This is a genomic window from Mesorhizobium sp. WSM4836 (genome assembly GCF_055811815.1).
This window is the reverse complement of sequence record NZ_JBVVQF010000015.1, coordinates 99,571-120,873: the sequence shown is the minus strand read 5'-3', so window position 1 is coordinate 120,873 and position 21,303 is coordinate 99,571. Positions and strand designations below refer to the sequence as shown.

General features: G+C 63.6%; 22 protein-coding genes. 11 read left to right on the top strand and 11 right to left on the bottom strand.

What is annotated here, in order from left to right; genetic code table 11:
* Genes AC0L2P_RS18815 through bcoG form a run of 3 tightly spaced genes read right to left on the bottom strand, consistent with a single transcriptional unit; the run spans position 1 to position 2,643 of the window.
* Complete coding sequence (locus tag AC0L2P_RS18815) at positions 1 to 1,074, bottom strand: 3-hydroxyacyl-CoA dehydrogenase NAD-binding domain-containing protein (protein ID WP_473502861.1); 1,074 nt, start codon at positions 1,072 to 1,074, stop codon at positions 1 to 3.
* Positions 1,071 to 1,700, bottom strand: a complete 630-nt coding sequence (locus tag AC0L2P_RS18810; RefSeq protein ID WP_473502859.1) for an HD domain-containing protein — start codon at positions 1,698 to 1,700, stop codon at positions 1,071 to 1,073. The genes AC0L2P_RS18815 and AC0L2P_RS18810 overlap by 4 nt, the downstream gene beginning before the upstream one ends.
* A gap of 31 nt (positions 1,701 to 1,731) precedes the next feature.
* Entirely contained in the window at positions 1,732 to 2,643 is a 912-nt protein-coding gene (bcoG, locus tag AC0L2P_RS18805; RefSeq protein ID WP_473502857.1) for a 3-dehydrocarnitine:acetyl-CoA trimethylamine transferase BcoG, read from the bottom strand.
* A 76-nt stretch (positions 2,644 to 2,719) separates the two neighbouring features.
* Between bcoG and AC0L2P_RS18800 the strand changes: the two genes are divergently transcribed.
* Positions 2,720 to 3,700 carry a GlxA family transcriptional regulator gene (locus tag AC0L2P_RS18800; RefSeq protein WP_473502855.1) on the top strand — a complete coding sequence of 327 codons (981 nt, stop codon included), beginning with the start codon at positions 2,720 to 2,722 and terminating at the stop codon, positions 3,698 to 3,700.
* Positions 3,701 to 3,785: 85 nt separating this feature from the next.
* On the opposite strand, the gene AC0L2P_RS18795 is transcribed toward AC0L2P_RS18800, so the two are convergent.
* Both AC0L2P_RS18795 and xylA read right to left on the bottom strand, forming a co-directional pair.
* Positions 3,786 to 3,995, bottom strand: coding sequence for a hypothetical protein (locus AC0L2P_RS18795; RefSeq protein WP_473502853.1), 210 nt, complete (start codon positions 3,993 to 3,995; stop codon positions 3,786 to 3,788).
* A 220-nt stretch (positions 3,996 to 4,215) separates the two neighbouring features.
* The gene (gene xylA, locus AC0L2P_RS18790; RefSeq protein WP_473502851.1) at positions 4,216 to 5,541 is read right to left on the bottom strand and encodes a xylose isomerase; all 1,326 of its coding nucleotides are present in this window, start codon (positions 5,539 to 5,541) and stop codon (positions 4,216 to 4,218) included.
* Between the two features lie 110 nt (positions 5,542 to 5,651).
* On the opposite strand from xylA, the gene AC0L2P_RS18785 reads away from it, so the two are divergent.
* Complete coding sequence (locus AC0L2P_RS18785; RefSeq protein WP_473502849.1) at positions 5,652 to 6,014, top strand: nuclear transport factor 2 family protein; 363 nt, start codon at positions 5,652 to 5,654, stop codon at positions 6,012 to 6,014.
* 38 nt (positions 6,015 to 6,052) lie between these two features.
* On the opposite strand, the gene xylB is transcribed toward AC0L2P_RS18785, so the two are convergent.
* From xylB to AC0L2P_RS18770, 3 genes are all read right to left on the bottom strand, one after another.
* Positions 6,053 to 7,507: a xylulokinase gene (xylB, locus tag AC0L2P_RS18780; RefSeq protein ID WP_473502941.1), complete on the bottom strand. Its 1,455-nt coding sequence runs from the start codon at positions 7,505 to 7,507 to the stop codon at positions 6,053 to 6,055.
* A 191-nt stretch (positions 7,508 to 7,698) separates the two neighbouring features.
* Positions 7,699 to 9,024: a tetratricopeptide repeat protein gene (locus tag AC0L2P_RS18775; protein WP_473502847.1), complete on the bottom strand. Its 1,326-nt coding sequence runs from the start codon at positions 9,022 to 9,024 to the stop codon at positions 7,699 to 7,701.
* A gap of 9 nt (positions 9,025 to 9,033) precedes the next feature.
* Entirely contained in the window at positions 9,034 to 9,657 is a 624-nt protein-coding gene (locus AC0L2P_RS18770; protein ID WP_473502845.1) for a LysE family translocator, read from the bottom strand.
* A 187-nt stretch (positions 9,658 to 9,844) separates the two neighbouring features.
* Here AC0L2P_RS18770 and AC0L2P_RS18765 point away from each other — a divergent pair, with 187 nt between their 5' ends.
* The 9 genes from AC0L2P_RS18765 to AC0L2P_RS18725 all read left to right on the top strand — a co-directional run bounded on the left by AC0L2P_RS18765 (position 9,845) and on the right by AC0L2P_RS18725 (position 17,262).
* Positions 9,845 to 10,609 (top strand): L,D-transpeptidase, encoded by a 765-nt coding sequence (locus tag AC0L2P_RS18765; RefSeq protein WP_473502843.1) that lies wholly within the window; start codon positions 9,845 to 9,847, stop codon positions 10,607 to 10,609.
* A gap of 96 nt (positions 10,610 to 10,705) precedes the next feature.
* The gene (locus AC0L2P_RS18760) at positions 10,706 to 11,872 is read left to right on the top strand and encodes a diphosphate--fructose-6-phosphate 1-phosphotransferase (protein WP_473502841.1); all 1,167 of its coding nucleotides are present in this window, start codon (positions 10,706 to 10,708) and stop codon (positions 11,870 to 11,872) included.
* A 16-nt stretch (positions 11,873 to 11,888) separates the two neighbouring features.
* Complete coding sequence (locus tag AC0L2P_RS18755) at positions 11,889 to 12,614, top strand: MBL fold metallo-hydrolase (RefSeq protein ID WP_473502839.1); 726 nt, start codon at positions 11,889 to 11,891, stop codon at positions 12,612 to 12,614.
* A 385-nt stretch (positions 12,615 to 12,999) separates the two neighbouring features.
* Positions 13,000 to 14,538, top strand: coding sequence for a DegQ family serine endoprotease (locus AC0L2P_RS18750; RefSeq protein WP_473502837.1), 1,539 nt, complete (start codon positions 13,000 to 13,002; stop codon positions 14,536 to 14,538).
* 134 nt (positions 14,539 to 14,672) lie between these two features.
* Positions 14,673 to 15,284 (top strand): molybdopterin-dependent oxidoreductase, encoded by a 612-nt coding sequence (locus AC0L2P_RS18745; protein ID WP_473502835.1) that lies wholly within the window; start codon positions 14,673 to 14,675, stop codon positions 15,282 to 15,284.
* The gene (locus tag AC0L2P_RS18740; RefSeq protein ID WP_473502833.1) at positions 15,281 to 16,027 is read left to right on the top strand and encodes an FAD-binding oxidoreductase; all 747 of its coding nucleotides are present in this window, start codon (positions 15,281 to 15,283) and stop codon (positions 16,025 to 16,027) included. The genes AC0L2P_RS18745 and AC0L2P_RS18740 overlap by 4 nt, the downstream gene beginning before the upstream one ends.
* 445 nt (positions 16,028 to 16,472) lie before the next feature.
* A complete protein-coding gene (locus AC0L2P_RS18735; protein WP_473502831.1) occupies positions 16,473 to 16,676 on the top strand; it encodes a DUF680 domain-containing protein in 204 nt (67 codons plus the stop codon).
* Positions 16,677 to 16,748: 72 nt separating this feature from the next.
* Positions 16,749 to 16,955 carry a DUF680 domain-containing protein gene (locus AC0L2P_RS18730; protein ID WP_473502829.1) on the top strand — a complete coding sequence of 69 codons (207 nt, stop codon included), beginning with the start codon at positions 16,749 to 16,751 and terminating at the stop codon, positions 16,953 to 16,955.
* 67 nt (positions 16,956 to 17,022) lie between these two features.
* Entirely contained in the window at positions 17,023 to 17,262 is a 240-nt protein-coding gene (locus AC0L2P_RS18725; RefSeq protein ID WP_473502827.1) for a DUF680 domain-containing protein, read from the top strand.
* A 78-nt stretch (positions 17,263 to 17,340) separates the two neighbouring features.
* Here AC0L2P_RS18725 and AC0L2P_RS18720 read toward each other — a convergent pair whose 3' ends face one another.
* The 3 genes from AC0L2P_RS18720 to AC0L2P_RS18710 are packed head-to-tail and all read right to left on the bottom strand — an operon-like array spanning position 17,341 to position 21,302.
* Positions 17,341 to 18,453 carry an ABC transporter ATP-binding protein gene (locus tag AC0L2P_RS18720; RefSeq protein WP_473502825.1) on the bottom strand — a complete coding sequence of 371 codons (1,113 nt, stop codon included), beginning with the start codon at positions 18,451 to 18,453 and terminating at the stop codon, positions 17,341 to 17,343.
* Positions 18,454 to 18,478: 25 nt separating this feature from the next.
* Entirely contained in the window at positions 18,479 to 20,143 is a 1,665-nt protein-coding gene (bglA, locus tag AC0L2P_RS18715; protein WP_473502823.1) for a beta-galactosidase BglA, read from the bottom strand.
* Positions 20,144 to 20,147: 4 nt separating this feature from the next.
* Positions 20,148 to 21,302, bottom strand: coding sequence for a carbohydrate ABC transporter permease (locus AC0L2P_RS18710; RefSeq protein ID WP_473502821.1), 1,155 nt, complete (start codon positions 21,300 to 21,302; stop codon positions 20,148 to 20,150).
* Position 21,303: the final 1 nt, after the last annotated feature.

Genomic DNA, 21,303 nt, shown 5'->3' with positions numbered 1-21,303 from the left:
TCAGCCTTTCTTCTTTCTCTTCGGCTTTTCAGCCTTGGCCTTTTCGGCCGCCTCGGAGGCAACGGGCTTCTTCGCCGCAAGCTTGGCCAGCTGCCTGGTGTAGTCCTTATGCAAGGCGCCGGCACCCCAGCCTTTGCCTTTGTTCTGCTTCGACAGTGCCTCCATGATGGCGACCAGATTGTCGTCGCGGATTTTTTCGAGCTCGCGGATCGACAGACCGTGCGCCTGGTCGTCCGACTGCGTCGCGATCAGCTCGACCAGCTCGTCGTTGAACTCCGGCACGTCCATCAGCTTGGTCCACGGCCATTTCAGGCACGGGCCGAACTGCGCCATGAAGTGGCGCATGCCGGCCTCGCCGCCGGCGACGCGATAGACCTGGAACATGCCCATCTGCGCCCAGCGCAGGCCGAAGCCATAGCGCATGATGTCGTCAAGCTCCTCGACCGTGCAGATGCCGTCCTTGACCAGCCAGAGCGCCTCGCGCCAGGCCGCTTCGAGCAGGCGGTCGCCGACGAAAGCCTCGATCTCCTTGCGGATCACCACCGGCTTCATGCCGATCGAGGCATACATCTCCTTTGCGACCTCGATCGCCTCGGGAAAGGTCTGTTCGCCGCCGACGATTTCGACCAGCGGCAAGAGATAGACGGGGTTGAACGGATGGCCGACGACCAGCCGCTCCGGGTGCTTTTTCATCGCCACCTGCATGTCGGTCGGCTTGATGCCGGAGGTGGAGGAGCCGACAATGGCGTTGGCCGGCGCATAAAGGTCGATCTCGGCCAGCACGCGGTGCTTCAGGTCGAGCCGCTCAGGCACGCTTTCCTGGATGAAGTCGGCATCGGCCACCGCCTCGGCGATCGTCCTGGCGAAGGTCAGCCTGCCCTCTTTCGGCAGGCCGCCGGGCAGCATCAGCTTGTAGGCGCGTCGCGCTCCCTTCATCACCTCGCCGACCTTGCGCGACGCCTCGGGGTCGGGATCGAAGATCGATACGTCGATGCCGTTCAAGAGCAGCCGCGCCACCCAGCCGGCGCCGATGACGCCGCCGCCGATGGCGGCCGCCTTGTTGATGATGCTCATGCGGAGGCTCCGGTTCTTCTGCTGGCTGTTGCGGGGTCGTTGAGGGCGACACGCTCGCCGGCACGGATAACGGACGCGTCATAGGCCTTGCGCGCGAACACTTCGAGCACGAAGGGCCGGAAGAAATCGATCGGCAATGTCTCGTAGTCGGGATCGAAGCTCGACTGATCCCAGCGTTCGCAAAACTCATCGCAATCGTCGAAGTAGATGTGCCCGGCGAAACGGTCGCGGGCGTGCGGATTGCCGCCGAGGTGGTGGGCGTAATAGAGGCGCTGGAAGTCGCCGTGCTTCTCCACCACCCAGGTACATTGCTCGCGCACAAAAGGCTTCAGGATCGACGCCGCATACTCGTCGTGATTATAGGGCGCATAGATGTCGCCGATGTCGTGCAGCAGCGCGCAGGCGATCCAGTCGGTGTCGGCGCCGTCGCGCCAGGCCCGTGTTGCCGCTTGCAGCGAATGGCCGAGCCGGGTGATCTTGTAGCCCGACAGGCCCGCATCAAGCTGGACCAGCGCGTCGAGCAATCGTTCGCCGGTCTTTGCCGCGTAGTCGATCTCGTGCTCGGTGAGGAAGGCATAATCCTCGCGGTCGCCGTCCTTCATGGCGGTGAATTTCACGGTCTTCATCGGCGGCTCCTCCCAACCGGCTACCGGCTTTTCAAAGCGGTGCGCGCTTCGTCAGGTTCAGCTTCTTGCGGACTTCGTCCGGGCCGATGACCCTGGCGCCCATATTCGACACAATGCTGACCGCCCGTTCGACCAGCTGCGCATTGGTCGCCAGCACGCCCTTGTCGAGCCAGAGATTATCCTCCAGCCCGACGCGGACATTGCCGCCGGCCAGCACCGCGGCCGCGACATAGGCCATCTGGTTGCGCCCGATGGCAAAGGCCGACCAGTTCCAGGTCGACGGTACATTGTTGACCATGGCCATGAAGGTGTTGAGGTCGTCCGGCGCGCCCCACGGCACGCCCATGCACAATTGCACCAGCGCGTCCGGCTTCAGGACTTCTTCCTCGACCAGTTGCTTGGCGAACCACAGATGCCCGGTGTCGAAGGCCTCGATCTCCGGCTTGACGCCGAGCGCCGTCATCATGCCGCCCATGGCGCGCAGCATGCCGGGCGTGTTGGTCATGACATAGTCGGCCTCCGCGAAATTCATGGTGCCGCAGTCGAGCGTGCAGATTTCCGGCAGGCACTGGCGCACATGTTCCATGCGGTTGCTCGCGCCGCCCATATCCGTGGCTTTTTCGTTCAGCGGCAGCGGCTTCTCCGGCGGGCCGAATACCATGTCGCCGCCCATGCCGGCGGTCAGGTTCAAAACGACGTCGACATCCGCTGCGCGGATGCGCTCGGTTACCTCGCGGTAGAGATGCACATCGCGCCTAGGCTTGCCGGTTTCGGGATCGCGCACATGGCAGTGGACGATCGCAGCACCTGCCTTTGCCGCCTCGATGGCCGAATCGGCGATCTGCTTGGGCGAACGCGGCACATGCGGGCTGCGGTCCTGCGAACCGCCGGACCCGGTCACGGCACAGGTAATGAAAACCTCACGGTTCATCGCTAGCGGCATCGGACTCTCTCCCAATAGAACGTAGGGTAAGAATGCCTGACTTGCCGGAAACTGTTTTGCGTTTTACGAAGATCGTGTGGCCAAAAACGAAAAACCGACGATCTTTCGTGCCGAACGTTTGCCGCTCAAGGTGACGCTGCTGGTATTCTCCGGCTCGTCGATCATGTGCGTCGCCTCAGCCGTCGATCCGCTGCGCGCCGCCAACCGCATTGCCGGCGAGACGCTGTTCGATTTCAGGCTGGTCTCGGTCACAGGCGAGGCGCCGGTCACCACATGCGGCCTGCCGGTGGCGGTCAGCGGTCGCTTCGATGCGGCTGACACAACCGATATGCTGATCGTCGTCGCCGGCTTCGGCACGCAGAACTACGCCACATCGGCTCTGCTGTCCGGACTGCGCCGGGCGGCGCGCGCGGCACGCGCCTGCGGTGGCGTCGAGGCGGGTACGTGGCTGGTGGCGCGGGCTGGCTTGCTGGAAGGGCGCAGCGCTACCACCCATTGGGAGGACATGGAGGATTTTTCATCGGCTTTTCCGGGCGTCGACGTGCGCCCCGACCGCTACGTCATCGATGGCCCGGTGTTCACCACCGGCGGCGCCTCGCCGACCTTCGACCTGATGCTGCATCTGATCCGCACGCGGCTCGGCATGGCCGTCGCGCTCGATGTGGCGAGCGTCTTCATCTACGACCAGGCGCGCGCCGCGACCGACGCGCAGCCGCTGGTCTCGCTCGGCCGTCTTGACGGCTACGATCCCAGGCTGGCGCAAGCCATCCGACTGATGGAAGCGCATGTCGACCAGCCGCTCACCATTGCCGCAGTGGCAAAGCGCGCCGGGGTGACGGCACGGACGCTGGAAAGCATCTTTCGCAAGTCGATCGGCGAAACGCCAGGCGCTTATTATCTCAGGCTGCGCCTCGGCGCCGCGCGCCGGCTGGTGGTCGATACGCGCATCGCCATGGCGGACATTGCCGGGCGAACGGGGTTTTCGTCCGCCGCGGCATTTTCCAGAGCGTTTTCAAGAGCGTTCGGCGAGGCGCCGGTCAGGCTGCGCCAGGGATAATGCATGTCGCCCAAAAGCATGCCCTCGGGCTTGACCCGAGGGTGCGTAGCGGTTTTGGGGTACGACATGCATAGACAAAGGTGGATCAGGCAGCGTCCTGGCGGTCGCTATTGCCGTCGATCTGCGAGCGCATCTGTCTCGCCAGATGGGTCTCGAAGCGGCTGGCGACTGCGCGATCCCATTCGTTTGCACTCAGCGCACCATGCTTCGGGTGCGGCAGCGCCATCAGCCGGTCGATGATCGATCCGGCCTCGCCAGATGAGAGCAGGGCGTCGATTTCGCGTTCGTGCTGCATATCGTTTCGCCTCCTTCTTTCTGATTCCCGCCATGAGCCAGACTATAGGAAGTTCGTGACGGCTGTTTGAAGGCAAGAGCGAGGCGATTGATGGGCGATGCCGGGCAAAACCTTGTCGTCGGCTCCAGGGCGGAGCAGGAGTGGAGTTTGGATTAGACTAGAAACGCTCCGTAGCGTTCCGTCGCGCCTACATCAAAGGTTATGGAACCCGCCCTTCGCCTCAGACGTATCGGTTGACGATATTCTCCAGCAGTTCCTGGCGGCCGGATCTGGGCTGCGGCTCGATCTTCTCCTTGACGACGCGCGCAGCGATATCCTCGAGCGTGCGCTTGCCGGCAAGCATCGCCTTGGCCTCGGCCGAATCCCAGCCGGCATAGCGCTCGGCGAGCGGGGCGGACAGCGCCTTGTCCGCGACCATGCGCGCTGCCGCCTTGAGGCCGCGGGCGCAGCAATCCATGCCGCCGATATGGCCGATCAGCAAATCCTGCGGATCGAGCGACTGGCGCCTGAGCTTGGCGTCGAAATTGGTACCACCGGTCTTGAAGCCGCCCGCCTGCAGCACCTGATAGTAGGCCAGTGCCATCTCCGGTACATTGTTGGGGAACTGGTCGGTATCCCAGCCCGACTGGTAGTCGTTGCGGTTCATGTCCATCGAGCCGAAGATTCCCAGCGCATTGGCCAACGCCAGTTCATGTTCGAACGAATGGCCGGCGAGGATGGCGTGGCCCTGCTCGATGTTGAGCTTGACCTCGTTCTCCAGTCCGAAACGCTTGAGGAAGCCATAGACGGTAGCGACGTCGTAATCATACTGGTGCTTGGTCGGCTCCTGCGGCTTCGGCTCGATCAGGATGGTGCCTTCGAAGCCGATCCTGTGCTTGTAATCGACGACCAGATTGAGGAAACGGCCGGCCTGTTCCTGCTCGCGGGCAAGGTCGGTGTTGAGCAGCGTTTCATAGCCCTCGCGGCCGCCCCATAGCACGTAGTTCTCGCCGTTCAGCCGCTTGGTGACGTCGATGCAGTGCTTCACCGTCGCCGCCGAATAGGCAAAGACGTCCGGATCGGGATTGGTGGCGGCGCCCGACATGAAGCGGCGGTTGGAAAACAGGTTGGCCGTGCCCCACAACAGCTTGACGCCGGTCTGCTTCATCTTTCCCGAGAAATAATCGGCGATCTCGTCGAGCCGCGCGGCACTTTCGGAAAAGTCCCGGCCCTCCGGCCGCACATCCGCATCGTGGAAGCAGAAATAAGGCGCGCCCAGCAGCGAAAACATCTCGAAGGCGACGTCGGCCTTGAGCTTGGCCAACTCCATCGTGTCGGTGCCGCCGGCCTTCGGAAACCACGGCCGCTCAAACGTTTGGCCGCCGAACGGATCCCCCCCCGGCCAGGCAAAGGAATGCCAATAAGCGACGGCAAAGCGCAGATGGTCCTCAAGCCGCTTGCCGGCGACAATCTCGTCGGGATTGTAGAACCGGTAGGCCAGCGGATTGGTCGAATCCGGTCCCTCATATTTGATCTGTTGGATGTCGCCGAAAAAACCGCTGCTCATGTTCTTTTCCTCTCGCATGGTTCGGCCTGATTACCTCAGGCGTAATTGGTTTCGCGCTGGCGGTGGTCGAAAAGGCTCATGTCAAAGCCACTCAACGAAGGAGACAGACCATGACCGACCTCAACACCATTGCCGAAAACTACATCGCCGCCTGGAACGAGAGCGACGCCGCGCGCAGAAAAGCCTTGCTCAAGACGACCTTCACCGAGGATGTCGGCTACCGCGATCCGATCATGCAGGGCGATGGCCATGACGGCATCGCCGCGCTGATCGAAGGCGTGCAGCAGCGCTTTGCCGGCTTCAGGTTCTCGCTGAAAGGCAAGCCGGACGGTTTTGCCGATACGATCCGCTTCTCGTGGAACCTCGGGCCGGGAGGCGCCGGTTCCGTCATCGAAGGCACCGATATCGGCGTCATCGAGAATGGCCGGCTGAAAAGCGTCACCGGCTTTCTCGACAAGGTGCCGGCGCAGTGAGGCCTTCTCGGCAGGCCGCGGCGAGGGCGGGAAACTGCTCACGCCGTGGCGCTCCTGATCGCCGGATAAAGCTGGCGGTAGCGCTGATAGGCATCCGCATAAGCATTGCCGAGGGCGGCGACCGGTTCGACCGTGGCGTCCGTCGCCGGCGCCGTGCACACGGCGCGCGGATCGGCGCCGGTCGCTGCGATCAGACCAAGCCGGGCCGCGCCGAAGGCGGCGCCGAAATCGCCGTCGGCTGGAATATCAATGGGCAGGCCAAGCGCTGTCGCGATGGCCTTCAGCCAGTAGCGCGAACGCGAGCCGCCGCCGATCGCCGTCACCCGGGTCAGCGTCGTGCCGGCCTTGGCCAGCGCGTCGAGGCTGTCGCGGAAGGCGAAGGCGACGCCTTCGAGCACGGCCTGGGTGAGCGCGGCGCGGCCGGTCTCGTGCGCAAGCCCGGTAAAGGCGCCGCGAATGGCGGAATCATTGTGCGGCGTCCGTTCGCCTGAGAGATAGGGCAAAAAGGAGACGCCGGTCGGCGCCTGCAGCGCATCGCCGAGTTCGGCGGTCAACTCGCCGGCGCTCTTTCCCGCGATTGCCGACAGCCAGTTGAGTGAGTCGGTTGCCGACAGGATGACGCCCATCTGGTGCCAGGTGCCGGGCAGGGCGTGGCAGAAGGTGTGTACCGCACTTTCCGGGTTGGGCAGATAGGACGCGTTGGCGGCAAAAAGCACGCCGGACGTGCCGAGCGAGACGAAAGCCTGGCCGGCGCCGACCGTGCCCATGCCGCAGGCCGAGGCCGCGTTGTCGCCGGCGCCGCCGGCGATCGGGATGCCCGCCTGCATGCCCCATTTCGCAGCCAGTTCGCCGCGCAAGGCGCCGGCCATTGCCGTGCCTTCGACCAGTGACGGCATCTGCCTTTCGTCGAGCGACGTGGCGGCGAGCAGTTCGGCGGACCACGCTCGTTTGCCGACATCGAGCCACGACGTGCCGGCCGAATCCGACATTTCCGAAATGTGCTCGCCGGCGAGCCAGAGCCGCAAAAAGTCCTTCGGCAGCAGGACCTTTGCCACCTTGGCGAAAACAGCCGGTTCGTTGTTTTTCACCCAGGCCAGCTTCGGCGCGGTGAAGCCGGGAAAGACGATGTTGCCGGTCAGCTTGCGAAAGCGCGGGTCGGCATCGAGTGCGGCCGCCTCGGCGTGGCTGCGCGTGTCATTCCACAGGATGCAGGGGCGCAGCACCTGGTCGGCGGCATCGAGCAGGGTGGCGCCATGCATATGGCCGGAAAGGCCGATGCCTTTGACCGCCGCGAGTTCCTTCGCATGCGCGGATCGCAGCTCGCCGATCGCCGCTTCGCAGCCGCCGATCCAGTCGGCCGGGTTCTGCTCGGACCAGCCGGGATGCGGGCGCGACACGTCGAGCGGCGCATGGCCGGAACCGACGATGCCCTGCCTTGCATCGATCAGCAGCGCCTTGACGCCCGACGTGCCGAGATCGAGGCCGAGATACATGTGTCCTCCCATGTCCGTCATGCCTGGCGGCGACGGTCTTCCTTGCTTTCCGGCCCAGTCCTGCGACAGAGGCGGTGAAGATATCCCAGCAATCGTGCCGCCGGACAAGCGCTCCGGTCAACACGTGAAGATTTTTTCGACACTCGAAAAAATCTGGCCGGGGCAGTTTTTAAGGCAAGATTTAGTCTTGGTCAATTCGCCGCGAGAGCGGTTGCGCGCCGTGAAAACAGTGCCGACAGCGGGCTGTCCGGCCGCGCCAGCGCGCGTTCAGCCGCAAGCGCCCTCGCCAGCGCGCCATCACCGAAACGCAATGCCGCCTCGATCAGCGTCAGGTCGATGACGTCGCGTTGTGCGTGGCTGCCGCCGAAGCGATGGGCGATTGCCCGGATCGGCCGGATCAGGCGTATCGTCTCGGCATGATTGCCCTCGCCGAATGCCTTGATGGCGAGCGTCAGCGGATGGCCTACATCCCGGGTGAAAGCAGCGTTGTCGCCCTTGCCCTGCATCGCCTCGCGCTGCGCCTCGAGCAAGCCGCGGGCCGGCGCGTCGAGGCCGGCGCCGACAAACGCCATCATCGCGTGGGCGTCGTTGAAGGCATAATGGCCGGCGGCGGCCTTGGGCAACCAGTTGGCGGCGAGTGTTGTCCAGCGCTCGCCGAGATCGACGCCGCCGAGATGCAGCCGCCACAGGATCGCCGAGGCATCGACCATGTTGAGCGCCAGCGTCGAGCGCTCGCCATAGATCGGCCCGTCATAGAGCGCCAGCACCTCGTCGGTCTCGCCGAGGTCGTAATGGAACAGCGCCAGGTGCCACCAATTGTGGACCTGCAGGAAGCTTTCCCGCGTCCACGCTTCGGGATTGGCGCGCATCCACAGAATGCCGTCCTTTTGCCGGCTCTGCATCTCCATGACATGGGCGACGGCATGCTGGGCCCAGCCGTCGCGCGGCTCGAGATCGACCGCCATGCGGCCAAGTTTTTCGGCGCGCGCGTAGTCGCCCATTTCCTCCAGGCCAAAGGCCTGCATGCCAAGTATGGCGTGGTAGCCCGGCATGCCGCTCTGCCAGGACGGCAGCGCGCGGCCGATGCGGTCGCGCAGCATGCGGGCATTGCCGGTGAAGAAGTCGATCTGGTGGCCGGTCTGCAGCGCCAGCGCATCGAGCGGAAACTCGATGGCGATATCCTCCAGCACGCGGGCGGCCTCGTGCCAGCGGCCCTCCGCAAGGTGGCCAAGGGCGGCGACATGCGCCTGCTCGCGCGTCGTCGCGGCAAGCGGCAGCGCTGCCTCGTAACATGCCTTTGCCACCGCCGTCGCCTCTCGCTCGGTGGCAAGGCCAAACAGATAACCCTTGAACACATGCGCCATGACGAAGCCGGGATCTTCGGCGATTGCCCGGTCAATGGAACGGACAGGATCGCCGATGAAGCACTGCAACTCGCGCACGGCCCGGCTGTAGGACGAGAGCCCGGCCTCCGTCGCGCCGGACAGTGTCAGGCCGAATGCATCGCTGACCGCCACGGTCTGTCCTCAGTTGCCCGATCGCATCGCTACTGTCGCGATGCCGGCGCCGACCAGCAGCGTACCGCCGGTGCGGTTGAAGATACGGATCGCCTTTGGGTTGCGCACCACGTTGCGCGCTCTTGCCGCGATCAGCGCGTAGCCGAAGGCATTGGCGAAGGCGAGCGCCAGGAAGGTCGTCTCGAAGATCAGCATCTGTGTCCAGAAATCCGCGTGCCGGTCGAGGAACTGCGGCAGGAAGGCGACGAAGAAGGTGATGCTTTTCGGATTGAGCGCGGTAATCAGCCAGGCATGCGCCGTCATCTTGGCCGATGACACCGCGTCGGTGCGCGGTTCGGCCCGGAGCGCACCGCCGGCGCGAAACAGCTTGATGCCGAGATAGATCAGATAGAAGGCGCCGATCACCTTCAGCACGGTGAATACGGTGGCCGACGCCGCCAGCAGCGCGCCGATGCCCAGCATCGACAGTGTCATCGCGGTGAAGTCGCCGAGCGCCACGCCGACCGCCATCGGCAGCGCGGTGCCCCAACCCTGGCCGAGCGCATAGGACACCACCAGCAGGATGGTCGGGCCCGGAATGACCAGAAGGACTGCCGAGGCAGCGGCAAACGCAGCCCAGTTTTCGAAGGACATTTTCTTCTCCTTGAGCTCAAAGAAGAGGATAAATCCTTGGCCCTGCGAAGATGTAAAGGGCTAAAAATGGAAAAAGCCCCTCGTTAACGCGAGGCGGCCGGCCTTCACGCTTTTTCAACCATGATTGGTGAAAATGCCTGCTATCCGGCCGGACCGTGTTTCCCGCCGATAGCGTGGGGTTTGGTAAATGCGTGAGTTGCCGCAAGGTCTATCGCTGCCGCATAATGGCGACGCAATCGAAACCGAGATACAGCTTTCCCGCCGCACGGTGCTGTCCGGCGCCGGTGCGCTGGCGCTGCTCGGCGTCGCCGGCTGCAGCCAGACGCTGGATTTGCCGTCGCTCCAGCTCGACGACGTCACCACCGGCTCGATCCGGCCGGTCCGTCCGAGCATCAGCGTCGACAAGAACATCACCAGCCCCGACGTGATGTACGCGTCGCTCACCGACGGTGGCTTCAATGTGCCGGAAGTGCCCTATCTCAAGGTCAAGCCGGAGTTCCGCCGTCAAATCGTCGTCGATCCGACCGGCGAGCAACCCGGCACCATTGTCGTCCACTCGCAGGAGCGGCTGCTCTATCTGGTGCAGCCCGGCGGCGAGGCGATCCGTTACGGCGTCGGCATCGGCAAGGACGGGTTCCGCTGGTCCGGCCGCGCCAACATCCAGTACGGCAAGGAATGGCCGGTCTGGACCCCGCCGCCCGAAATGATCGCCCGCAAGCCGGAATTGGTGAAATGGCAAAGCGGACAGCCGGGCGGCCTCGACAATCCGCTCGGCGCGCGTGCGCTTTACATCTATCAGAACGGCAGCGACACCGGTTATCGCATCCACGGCTCGCCCGAATGGTGGAGCATCGGCCAGGCGATGTCGTCGGGGTGCGTGCGCCTGATCAACCAGGACATTATCGACCTCTACAGCCGCGTCTCCAAGAAAAACCCGGTGGTCGTCATCTGAACGGCGGCTTCGCTTTCAGCGATCACTCTGCCGTTGCGCGATACCGCAAGACAGGCGAATGTGCCTGCGATTTTCATCGCCCGGGAGACGTGAACAATGGCCGGAACTTTTGTCATCGCGCAAGGCGGCGGTCCGACCGCCGTCATCAACCAGACAGTGGTGGGCGCCACGCTCGAAATCCGCAAGCGGCATCCCGGCGCCAAGGTGCTGGGATCGATCCACGGCGTGCGCGGCATTCGTGACGGCAATTACGTCGATCTCTCCGCCATCCCCGAGGACCGCCTGCGGCTGATCGCGGCGACGCCGAGCGCCGCGCTTGGTTCGACGCGCGACAAGCCGGATGCCGACTATTGCGACCTCATCCTCAATGGCTTGAAGAAAGCCGGCGCCGACGCCTTCATCTATATTGGCGGCAACGACACCTCGGGCACGCAGCAGATCCTCACCGAGGCCGCCGGCGGCAAGATCGCCTTCGTGCACGCGCCGAAAACCATCGACAACGATCTCGAGGAAAACGACCACACGCCCGGCTTCATGTCGGCGGCCGAGTTCGTCGCCGGGGCATTCCTTTCGGTCGATCTCGATTTCCGCGCTTTGCCCGGCATCTATGTAGGCATCGTCATGGGGCGGCATGCCGGTTTCCTGACGGCCGCGTCCGCGGCATGGCAGCTCGACCAGGACAGCGGCCCGCATCTCGTCTATGTGCCGGAGCGGCCGTTCTCGGCGGCCGGTTTCATCGACGACGTGCGCGCCACGCTCGACCGCCACAAGCGCTGCATCGTTGCCGTCTCCGAAGGCGTCAGCACCGCCGACGGCAAGGCGCTGGTCGAAAGCCTGGTGCCACCGGAAAGGCTGGAGCGCGACCAGCACGGCAACGTCAAGCTGTCGGGCAGCGACCTGCCGGCAGCCTTGGAGCGCGCGCTCGCCGAAGGGCTACCGGGCAAGCGGGCGCGCGTCGATGCGCTTGGCTATATGCCGCGCGGCTATGTCGGCGCCATCAGCGCGGTGGACGCGCAGGAGGCCTTCGACGCCGGCGCCTTCGCGGTCACGGTGGCCGACGAGGGTGGCGGTTCGGTGGCGCTGCAATATGACGGCAAGAAAACCGTGCTGGAGAAGGTGCCGCTGAAGAACGTCGCCGGCAAGACGCGCCATATGCCGGATGATTTCATGCTGCCCGATGTCAACCGGCTGTCCGATGCGGGCATGGCCTATCTGAAGCGGCTGGTCCCGCAAAAGTACAAGGTCGGCAAGCCATTCGTCTGATGCCGGCCTTCGTCTGATGGACAGCTGGTTCAGCAAAACCCTCGTCGACGCCGAGACGACGATGCTGACCGAGCCCTTCGTGCATGATTTCGTGCGCGCCAACATCTGGCATTTGCGCGGCCGCGATGTCGACCTGCTGGTCGACACCGGCATGGGGATCTGCCCGCTGGCACCGCAGATCGATACGCCGGCCGGCAAGCCGCTGCTCGTCGTCGCCACGCATATCCATCTCGATCATGTCGGCTCGCTGTACGAGTTTCCGTTGCGGGCAGGGCCGCGCCACAACGCCACGCAGTTCGACAGCATGGATGAGGCGGTGACCTACGCCTACATGTTCCATGATCTGGAAGGCGCCGTCTCCAGGCTGCCGGCGGAGGGCTGGAAGGCGGCCGATTACAGGATTCAACCGGCGCCTCTGGCCCGGACCCTGGACGAGGGCGATAGGATCGACCTCGGCGACCGCCAATTCCGCGTCCTGCATCTGCCCGGCCACTCTCCGGATTCGATCGCGCTGTTCAACGAGGCGGACGGCGTGTTCTTCGCCGGCGACGCCATCTACGACGCCATGCTGATCGACGACCTGCCGGATTCGGATCGCGCCGCCTATCGCCGCACGATGCAGCGGCTGCTCGAGCTGCCGATCCGCATCGGCCATGGCGGCCATGGACCAAGCTTCGACGGCAGGCGGATGCGCGAGATCGCCTCGGCGTATCTCAGGCGAACGGACGGGACAGCGGCATAGGAAGCCTCGGCAGGGGCGGTGAGGGGCGGTGAGGGGCGGCACAAATCTGAAGCGATTTTGGCTTGGGCAGCTATTTTGTTCTTGCTTTGTGCCGGCAGCTATGCTATTAATTTGAGTATGGTGCTGATTCGCCCCAACGACCCGCCCCCAAGGCGGGTTTTTGTTTTCGGGGTTCGGCGCCAGCCGGCAAGGCGGCCTGCCAGCCGGAAATTAAATCTTCGTAATATTATCTGGAAACCACGATCGGCGCCCTAGATGCGGGGCTGTCGATCCGGTCGGCTGCCATGAAGGCGAGACAGGTAAGGCCGACGACCGATGCGCCGATGAATTGTTCCGGCAACGGACCGTCACGGCGCTTCACCAATCTCTCGCCCGGACAACGGCCATGTCACCAATCCAGACCCTTCGCAGACATCGCGTTGCCGCTCTGCTGGGCGCCGCGCTGATTGTCAGCCCCTTCGCCTTGCCTCTCGCTCCCAGGCTGAATGATGTTCTGGCGGCAACAGTCACCCCTCCCGTCACCGGCATGACGGCGCCCAACGGCTCGTTCGCGCCGGTCGTGGCGGCCGACAAACCGGCAGTGGTGACCATCACGACGGTCATGAAAGCACAACAGCCGGACACCATGAGCGACGCCTCTCCCTTTGGCGGAACCTCGCCTTTCGACGACTATTTCCGCCATTTCTTCGATGACCAGGGACAGCCCGCCCCCAAGACACCGCCGGAGCAGGCGCCGCGCACCGAGGCCCTCGGTTCAGGCTTCATCATCGGCGCCGACGGCACCATTGTCACCAACAATCACGTCGTCGACGGTGCCCAGTCGATCAAGGTGACGCTCGACGACAGCACCGAACTTCCCGCCAAATTGATCGGCCACGACGCCAAGAACGATCTTGCCGTGCTCAAGGTCAAGGCCGGCAAGCCCTTGCCGACCGTCAAATGGGGCGATTCCGACAAGCTCATGCCGGGCGACCAGGTGCTCGCCTTCGGCAATCCTTTCGGCCTTGGCACCACGGTCACGGCCGGCATCGTCTCGGCGCGCGGCCGCGACCTGCACAGCGGGCCGTTTGACGACTTCATCCAGATCGACGCACCGATCAACCGGGGCAATTCCGGCGGCCCGCTGACGGATGTGAACGGCAATGTCGTCGGCATCAACACGGCGATCTTTTCGCCGAATGGCGGCAGCGTCGGCGTCGGGTTCGCCATCCTCTCGGACCAGGCGCAGAAGGTCGTCGCCAAGCTGATGAAAGGCGGCTCCATCCAGTACGGCTATCTCGGCGTCCAGATTCAGCCGGTGACGCCTGACATGGCGAGCGCCATCGGCCTCGATCGCCCCGCCGGCGTGCTGGTCGCGCAGGTCAGCGACGGATCGCCGGCCGCCAAGGCCGGCATCGAGACCGGCGATGTCATCACCAGCTTCGCCGGCCAGGACATCAAAGACCCAAGGGATCTGTCGCGCGCCGTCGCCGAAATTGCGCCCGGCACGAGGGAAACGCTCAACGTCTGGCGCAATGGGCAGAGGCTGCAGATCTCCGTCGAGGTCGGGCGCAACGAAGACGACATGGCAACGGGATCGGTGACCGGCGATCAGGGTCAGCCGTCGATGGAGCAGGGCCTTCGCGCACCGGCGCTCGGTCTCGGCCTGATGGACGTCACCCCGGATGTTCGCCAGGCAATGAACCTGGCAGGCAACCAGCACGGCGCACTGGTCGAGCGCATCGACCCGAACAAGGCGGCATCGGCTTCCGGCATCCAGCCCGGCGACATCATCGTCGCCGTCGACCAGCATCCGGTGAGAAGCGCCAGGCAGGCTAACCAGGCGATTGTGCAGGCTGCCAGATCCGGCAAGAAATCGGTGCTGCTGCTTGTCGAGCGTGACGGTGCCCAGATGTTTGTCGCCGTGCCCTTCGCCAGTGGCTGAATCGGGCGCGGCGCTGCCAAGATCGATGTAGAGCATTGCCGCCAGGCCGGAGCCAAGATTTCGGTTGCCCGCGGACACGTCTTCGAGAAAACTGACAAAGGTCGATTTGGACCTCGCACAAACGGATATTCTCGATGGTTACCCGAGGCTTCTCTTCCGGACGAAAGCCCCCGACGGATACGGATGCACGTATCCCGCCGGGGCAATATCTCGAGCAAGGTTTCCCGGTCCTGTCGGCCGGCCCGACACCGCATGTGCGCACCGAGGATTGGTCGTTCACGCTTAAGCACGGGCCGCGGCCGATCAAGAAGTGGAACTGGGCCGAGTTCAACGCACTGCCCTTGACCAAGATGACGCGCGACATCCATTGCGTCACCGCATGGACCAAGTTTGACACGGCGTGGCAGGGCGTGCTGGTCGACGACATCCTTGCCGACGCCGGCATCGAGCCGCCCACCGCCTTCACGCTGGCGCTGGGTTTCGACGGCTATTCCACCAACGTGCCGACCAAGGATCTCACCGGCGGCAAGGCGATGGTGGCGCTGCGTTATGAGGGCAAGCCGATCACCCCCGACCATGGCGGCCCGGCACGGCTGCTCGTTCCGCATCTCTATTTCTGGAAATCGGCCAAATGGCTGAACGGATTGCAGTTCACCGAGCGTGACGAGCCGGGTTTCTGGGAGTTGCGAGGCTATCATATCTATGGCGATCCGTGGCGCGAGCAGCGCTACACGAACGATCCATGAGCGACGCACCGGCGGCGCAGTCGCCTTGGCAGACGGTCACCATCACTCGCATTCAAAAGCGCACGCCGCGCGTCACCAGCTTTTTCCTGCAGCCGTCGCGGCCTTTCGCCTACCGTGCCGGGCAGCATGTCGATGTCAGGCTGACGGCGCCTGACGGCTATCAGGCGCGCCGCTCCTACTCCATCGCCTCGGCGCCGGAGACCGGCGAGACCATCGAACTGGCGATTGAAAAACTCGAGGACGGCGAGGTCTCGCCGTTCTTTCACGAAATCGCGGCGCTGGGCGACGAGGTCGAGTTGCGCGGGCCGCTCGGCGGCCATTTCGTCTGGTCCGACAGCGATGGCGGCCCGCTCCTGCTCGTCGGCGGCGGGTCGGGCGTGGTGCCGCTGATGTCGATGGTCCGCCACCGGGCGATGCGGGGGTCGCTGGTCGCCACCGCCCTGGTGTTTTCGGCGCGGGTCTGGGACGAGGTGATCTTTCGCGACGAGTTGATCGACCTCGCCGAGCGCCGGGATGGCTTCGACCTGGTGCTGACGCTGACGCGCGAGCCGGCCCGCCGTCCGGCGGATTATGCGCGGCGGGTCGACGCCGCGATGATGGTGCAAGCCATGACCAGGCTGCCCGCCCCGCCGAAACTCGCCTTCGTCTGCGGCTCGAACGCATTCGTGACGGCCGCCGCCGAGGCACTGATCGATGCCGGCGTCCCGGCGGCCCTTATCCGCACCGAACGTTACGGGGTCTGACCCGGTTCTGCTTGCCCGGTTGCTGCCTTCGCCGGCCGGCATAAGACGGGCCGAAAGCAGCCGCAACGGCGTGGCCGCGTTTGGCTGAGATGGTTAACGATTCGACAAAGAACCTCACCTTCGACTTTTATCGATTTAAAAAATCGAACCGAACGGTTCGTTTCTGTTGACAATGCGTGCAGGACGCTGTGAACGCTGCTTCCCTCAGCCGCCTTGCAGTCAGATCGAGATTATCGGTCATCTCATTGATATTGAGCAACAAAATTGTGGCGAAGGGAACCTTTGGCACAATTTCAAGGTGTAGATTCTTGGTCCACACCAAAACAACTTCGTGATTGGAAACTGGCCATCGGCTCTCCCACATCGGGGCTGTCCGGACGACGCGAATTCCTCCCAAGACACGCCGCTAGACGGACGGAAAACTAAGATACTGGAGTACTTAAAAATGAAAAAGATCGCTCTTGCCGCCGTCGCCGTTTTGGCCATCACCGGCAGCGCCTTCGCTGGCAGCGACAATTTTGGTTCTAATGGTGCGAACCAGCCTGCCGCTTCGGTCGACAGCTCGTATACGGCTTCCATTCAGAAGCCGGCTCACGCTGACAAGCAGCCTGTCCAGGGCGCCGACCGTAACCTCTTCGGCAACAACTAACAGCCGATCCCAGCATCAGGGCGGCGGGCATATCCGCCGTCCGGGGGATCTCAGAAATTCAGGAGTATTAAGGTGAAAAAGATCGTTCTTGCTACCGCCGCCGTTTTGGCCATCAGCGGCAGCGCTTTCGCCGCTAGCGACAATTATGGTTCGAACGGCGCGAACCAGCCTGCGCCTTCCGTCGATAGCTCGTACACGGCTTCCGTCAAGACGGCGGACCATGCTGAAAAGCAGCCGGTCGTCCAGGGCGCCGACCGCAATCTCTTCGGTAACAACTAACAGCCGATTCCAGCGTCAAAGCGGCGGGTGAGCTCGCCGCTTCGATTGAAATCCAGGAGTACCCAAAATGAAGAAGATTATTCTTACTGCCGCCGCTCTTTTGATCGCTGCCGGCGCCGCCTATGCCGGCAACGACAACGTTGGCGGGACCGACATCAATAAGCAGTCGACCGTCAATGTCGACAACACCCGGACGTCTTCGGTTCGCGACAGCAATTCGCCAGTCTACAAGCTGCTGAATTCGTCGCGCGATGTCCCAAAGTCCGCGCCTCAGGGCGCCGACCGCAATCTCTTCGGCAACAACTAACAGCCGAACTGGATTCAAGACAAAAGCGGCGGGCCATGCCCGCCGCTCTTGTTTTTTGCATAACGGAAAACGCCTGCTTCAAGCCGCCTTTGCTTCTGCTTCATGGAGCGCGAAGGAGTGTCCGTCCGCGTCGAAGATGTGCAGATCGCTGGCGTCCGCCGTCAGCCGCATCGCCGCTCCGCGCTTGACCTCGACATTGCCCGGCAGCTTGGTCACCAACGGCAGGTCGGCGCGGCCGATGTCGACATAGACGAGCTGGACCTCGCCGAGCTGCTCGACATAGTCGACCGTCCCTTCGAACAAATAGTCGGCGCCGCTGGCAATCATCAGATCCTCCGGCCGCACCCCGAAGCTCACCGCAGCGCCTTTCGCCGAGGCAGGCGTTGCGATTGGCACCGTTGCCTTGCGGCCGCCGACATGGCTGACAACGGTGGGGTTGCCGGTCTTGTCGATCGTTGCCGGCAGGATGTTCATCGCCGGCGAGCCGATGAACTGGGCGACGAACAGATTGCCGGGCCGCTTGTAGAGCTCCATCGGCGTGCCGACCTGTTCGATATGGCCTTCCTTCAGCACCACGATGCGGTCGGCCAGCGTCATCGCCTCGACCTGGTCGTGGGTGACGTAGATCATCGTTGTGGCCGGCATCGATTCCTTGAGCTTGGCGATCTCGATGCGGGTGGCGACGCGCAGCGCCGCGTCGAGGTTGGATAGCGGCTCGTCGAACAGGAAGACCTTGGGATTGCGCACGATGGCGCGGCCGATGGCGACGCGCTGGCGCTGGCCGCCCGACATCGCCTTGGGCAGGCGGTCGAGATATTTGGTCAGCTGCAGGATCTCGGCGGCCTGGCGCACCCGCTTGTCGATCTCGGCCTTGCTTTCCTTGCCGATCTTCATCGAGAAGGCCATGTTGTCGTAGACCGTCATGTGCGGATAAAGCGCATAAGACTGGAACACCATGGCGATGCCGCGCTTTGACGGCGGCACGTCGTTGACGATCTCGCCGTCGATCTTGAGCTCGCCCGAGGTGATCTCCTCCAGCCCGGCGATGCAGCGCAGCAGGGTCGACTTGCCGCAACCCGAGGGGCCGACGAAGACGATGAATTCGCCCGACCTTATGTCGAGGTCGACGCCGTGCAGAATGTTGAGATTGCCGTATGATTTCTTCACTTGCCTCAGCGTGACATCGGCCATGGTACCCTCCAGTTCTTCATTGAATTCAGTCGATACGCCCGAACCAGGCGTCGTAGCCGCCGAGGCGGATAGTGCCGGCGCCAGTCTGTCCCGAAAACCCGTGTCCCGGCAAGGGCTGCAGTGAGCGGCCGCCAAGATCGACTTCGGCCGGCTTCGCCCCGAGATTGAAGGCGCAGACGATCTGCTCGTTGCCTTCGCGGCGCGTGAACGCGACGGTGTCTCCGTCGCTTTCGATGAACTCGATATCGCCCTTGGTCAGTGCCGGATGAGCGCGGCGGAAAGCCAGAAAGCGCCGGTAGTGCTCGAGCAGCGAGCCGTCGTCGCCTTGCTGCACATTCACCGCTTGCGCAAGATGCTTGCTGGGCACCGGCAGCCAGGGCTTTGCCGTCGAGAAGCCGCCATTGCGGGCGGCGCCGTCCCAAACCATCGGCGTGCGGCAGCCGTCGCGGCCCTTGAATTCCGGCCAGAAGCGGATGCCGTATGGGTCCTGCAGATCCTCGAAGCTGAGTTCGGCCTCGCTGAGTCCGAGCTCCTCGCCCTGATAGATGGAGACGGAGCCGCGCAACGACATCAGCAGCGCCGAGATGAGCTTGAGGTAGGCGGTCGGGTCGGGCTCGCCGGCCGCCCAGCGCGAGGCAGTGCGCATCACGTCATGGTTGGAGAAGGCCCAGCACGACCAGCCGTCGCTGGCCACCTTGCCGAAGGTTTCCAGCACCGCGCGTATCTTTGCCGCGCTGATCTTCTCCGGCGCCAGGAAGTCGAAGGAGTAACACATATGCACGCGCTTGCCGCCGGCCGTATAGGCCGCCACCACTTCCAGCCCACGCTGCGAATCGCCGACTTCACCAACCGCGGCCGTCGCCGGATATTCGTCAAGCAAGGCGCGGAAGCGTTCGAGGAAGCCGAGGTTTTCAGGCCGGCTCTTGTCGTAGAGATGGTCCTGGTAGTTGTAGGGGTTGACGGCCGGCGCCGTCTGATCGTTGCGCTGCTCGGGCGGCAGCGGCGGATTGTCTTCCAGGCCTTGGCTGTGGAAGTAGAAATTGATGGTATCGAGGCGGAAACCATCGACGCCGCGCTCCAGCCAGAAGCGGGTGACGTCAAGCAGCGCGTCTTGGACCGCGCGGGTATGGAAGTTGAGGTCGGGCTGCTCGGCCAGGAAATTATGCAGGTAATATTGCTGGCGGCTGGTGTCCCACTGCCAGGCCGAGCCGCCGAAGATCGACAGCCAGTTATTGGGCGGCGTGCCGTCCGGCTTGGCGTCCGCCCAGACATACCAGTCGGCTTTTGGATTGCTGCGGCTCGAACGGCTTTCCTTGAACCACGGATGGATGTCGGCGGTGTGCGAGAGCACCTCGTCGATCATCACCTTGAGGCCAAGCCGGTGCGCCTCTGCGGTCAGCGCGTCGAAGTCGGCCAGCGTGCCGAACATCGGATTGACTTCGCAATAATCCGACACGTCGTAGCCAAAGTCCTTCATCGGCGATTTGAAGAATGGCGAGATCCAGATGGCGTCGACACCGAGCGAGGCGATGTAGGGCAGCCGCTGGATGATACCCCTGAGGTCGCCGATGCCGTCGCCGTTCGAATCCTGATAGCTGCGCGGGTAGATCTGGTAGATCACGGCACCTCGCCACCAGTCGCGATCGATAGCGAGATCGGGCTTCGGGGTGGCCTTCAAAGCGGATTGCATGATCTCAACCTCCTTTCACCGAGCCGGCAAGCAGCCCGCGGACGAAATAGCGCTGCAGCGAGAAGAACACGATCAGCGGCACGATGATGGTGACGAAGGCCGATGTCGTCAGGATCTCCCAGTCGCCGCCGCGCGAGCCGAGCAACGCATTGAGCTTGGCGGTCAGCACGATCTGGTCGCCCTCGGTACCAAGGAAAACCATCGCCACCAGCAGATCGTTCCACACCCAGAGAAACTGGAAGATGGCGAACGAGGCCAGCACCGGGAACGACAATGGCAGCACGATCTTGACGAAGATCTCAAAATCGCTGGCGCCGTCGATGCGCGCCGATTCCATGATCTCGCGTGGCAGGCCGGCAATATAGCTCCTCAGAAGATAGATGGCGAAAGGCAGACCGAAGCCGGTATGCGCCAGCCAGATGCCGAGATAGGTTTTCGACGGCACGCCGAAGAAGCTGCCGACGCCGTTATAGAGCTTCAACAGCGGGATCAGCGACATCTGCAGCGGCACGACCAGGAGGCCGATGATGACGGCGATGAGCAGGGCGCGGCCGGGAAAGCGCATCCAGGCCAGCGCATAGGCGGCGAACGCGGCGATCAGGATCGGGATCACGGTCGACGGAATGGTGACGGTCAGCGAGTTCATGAAAGAGCGGCCGATGCCTTCCGAAAACAGCACTGTGTTGTAATTGTCGGTGGTGAATTTCGGCGGCGCCGACGAGGCGTAATAAACGCGCTGGCCGCGTTCGCCTTCGAAGGCCTTCGGCGAGGTCATGACGAAACTGCCCTCGGCATTGAGCTGCAGGGTCACGCCGTCGCCGAGATCGGCTGTCGTGCCGGCGGGATATTGCGTCGGCGCTGCCGACTTGACGCCGAAGGCGCTGATGTTGCGAGCAGGGCCGTCGCCGAAAATATTGCCTTGCAGGACGAACTTGCCGTCCTTCTCGACCTGCGCCGAGGCGGGCGGCAGCCGTCCGGCTTCCGTCTGACTGGAACTGGTGAACGAATTCCACCAGCCAGAAGCGATGATCTGGTCCTTGTCGCGCAGCGACGAGACCAGAATGCCGAGCGTCGGGATCGTCCAGATCGCAACGAAGATGAAGACGGCGATATGGACGCCGAAACGGCTGACAAAGGACTTTCCGGTCGAGCCAGTCATC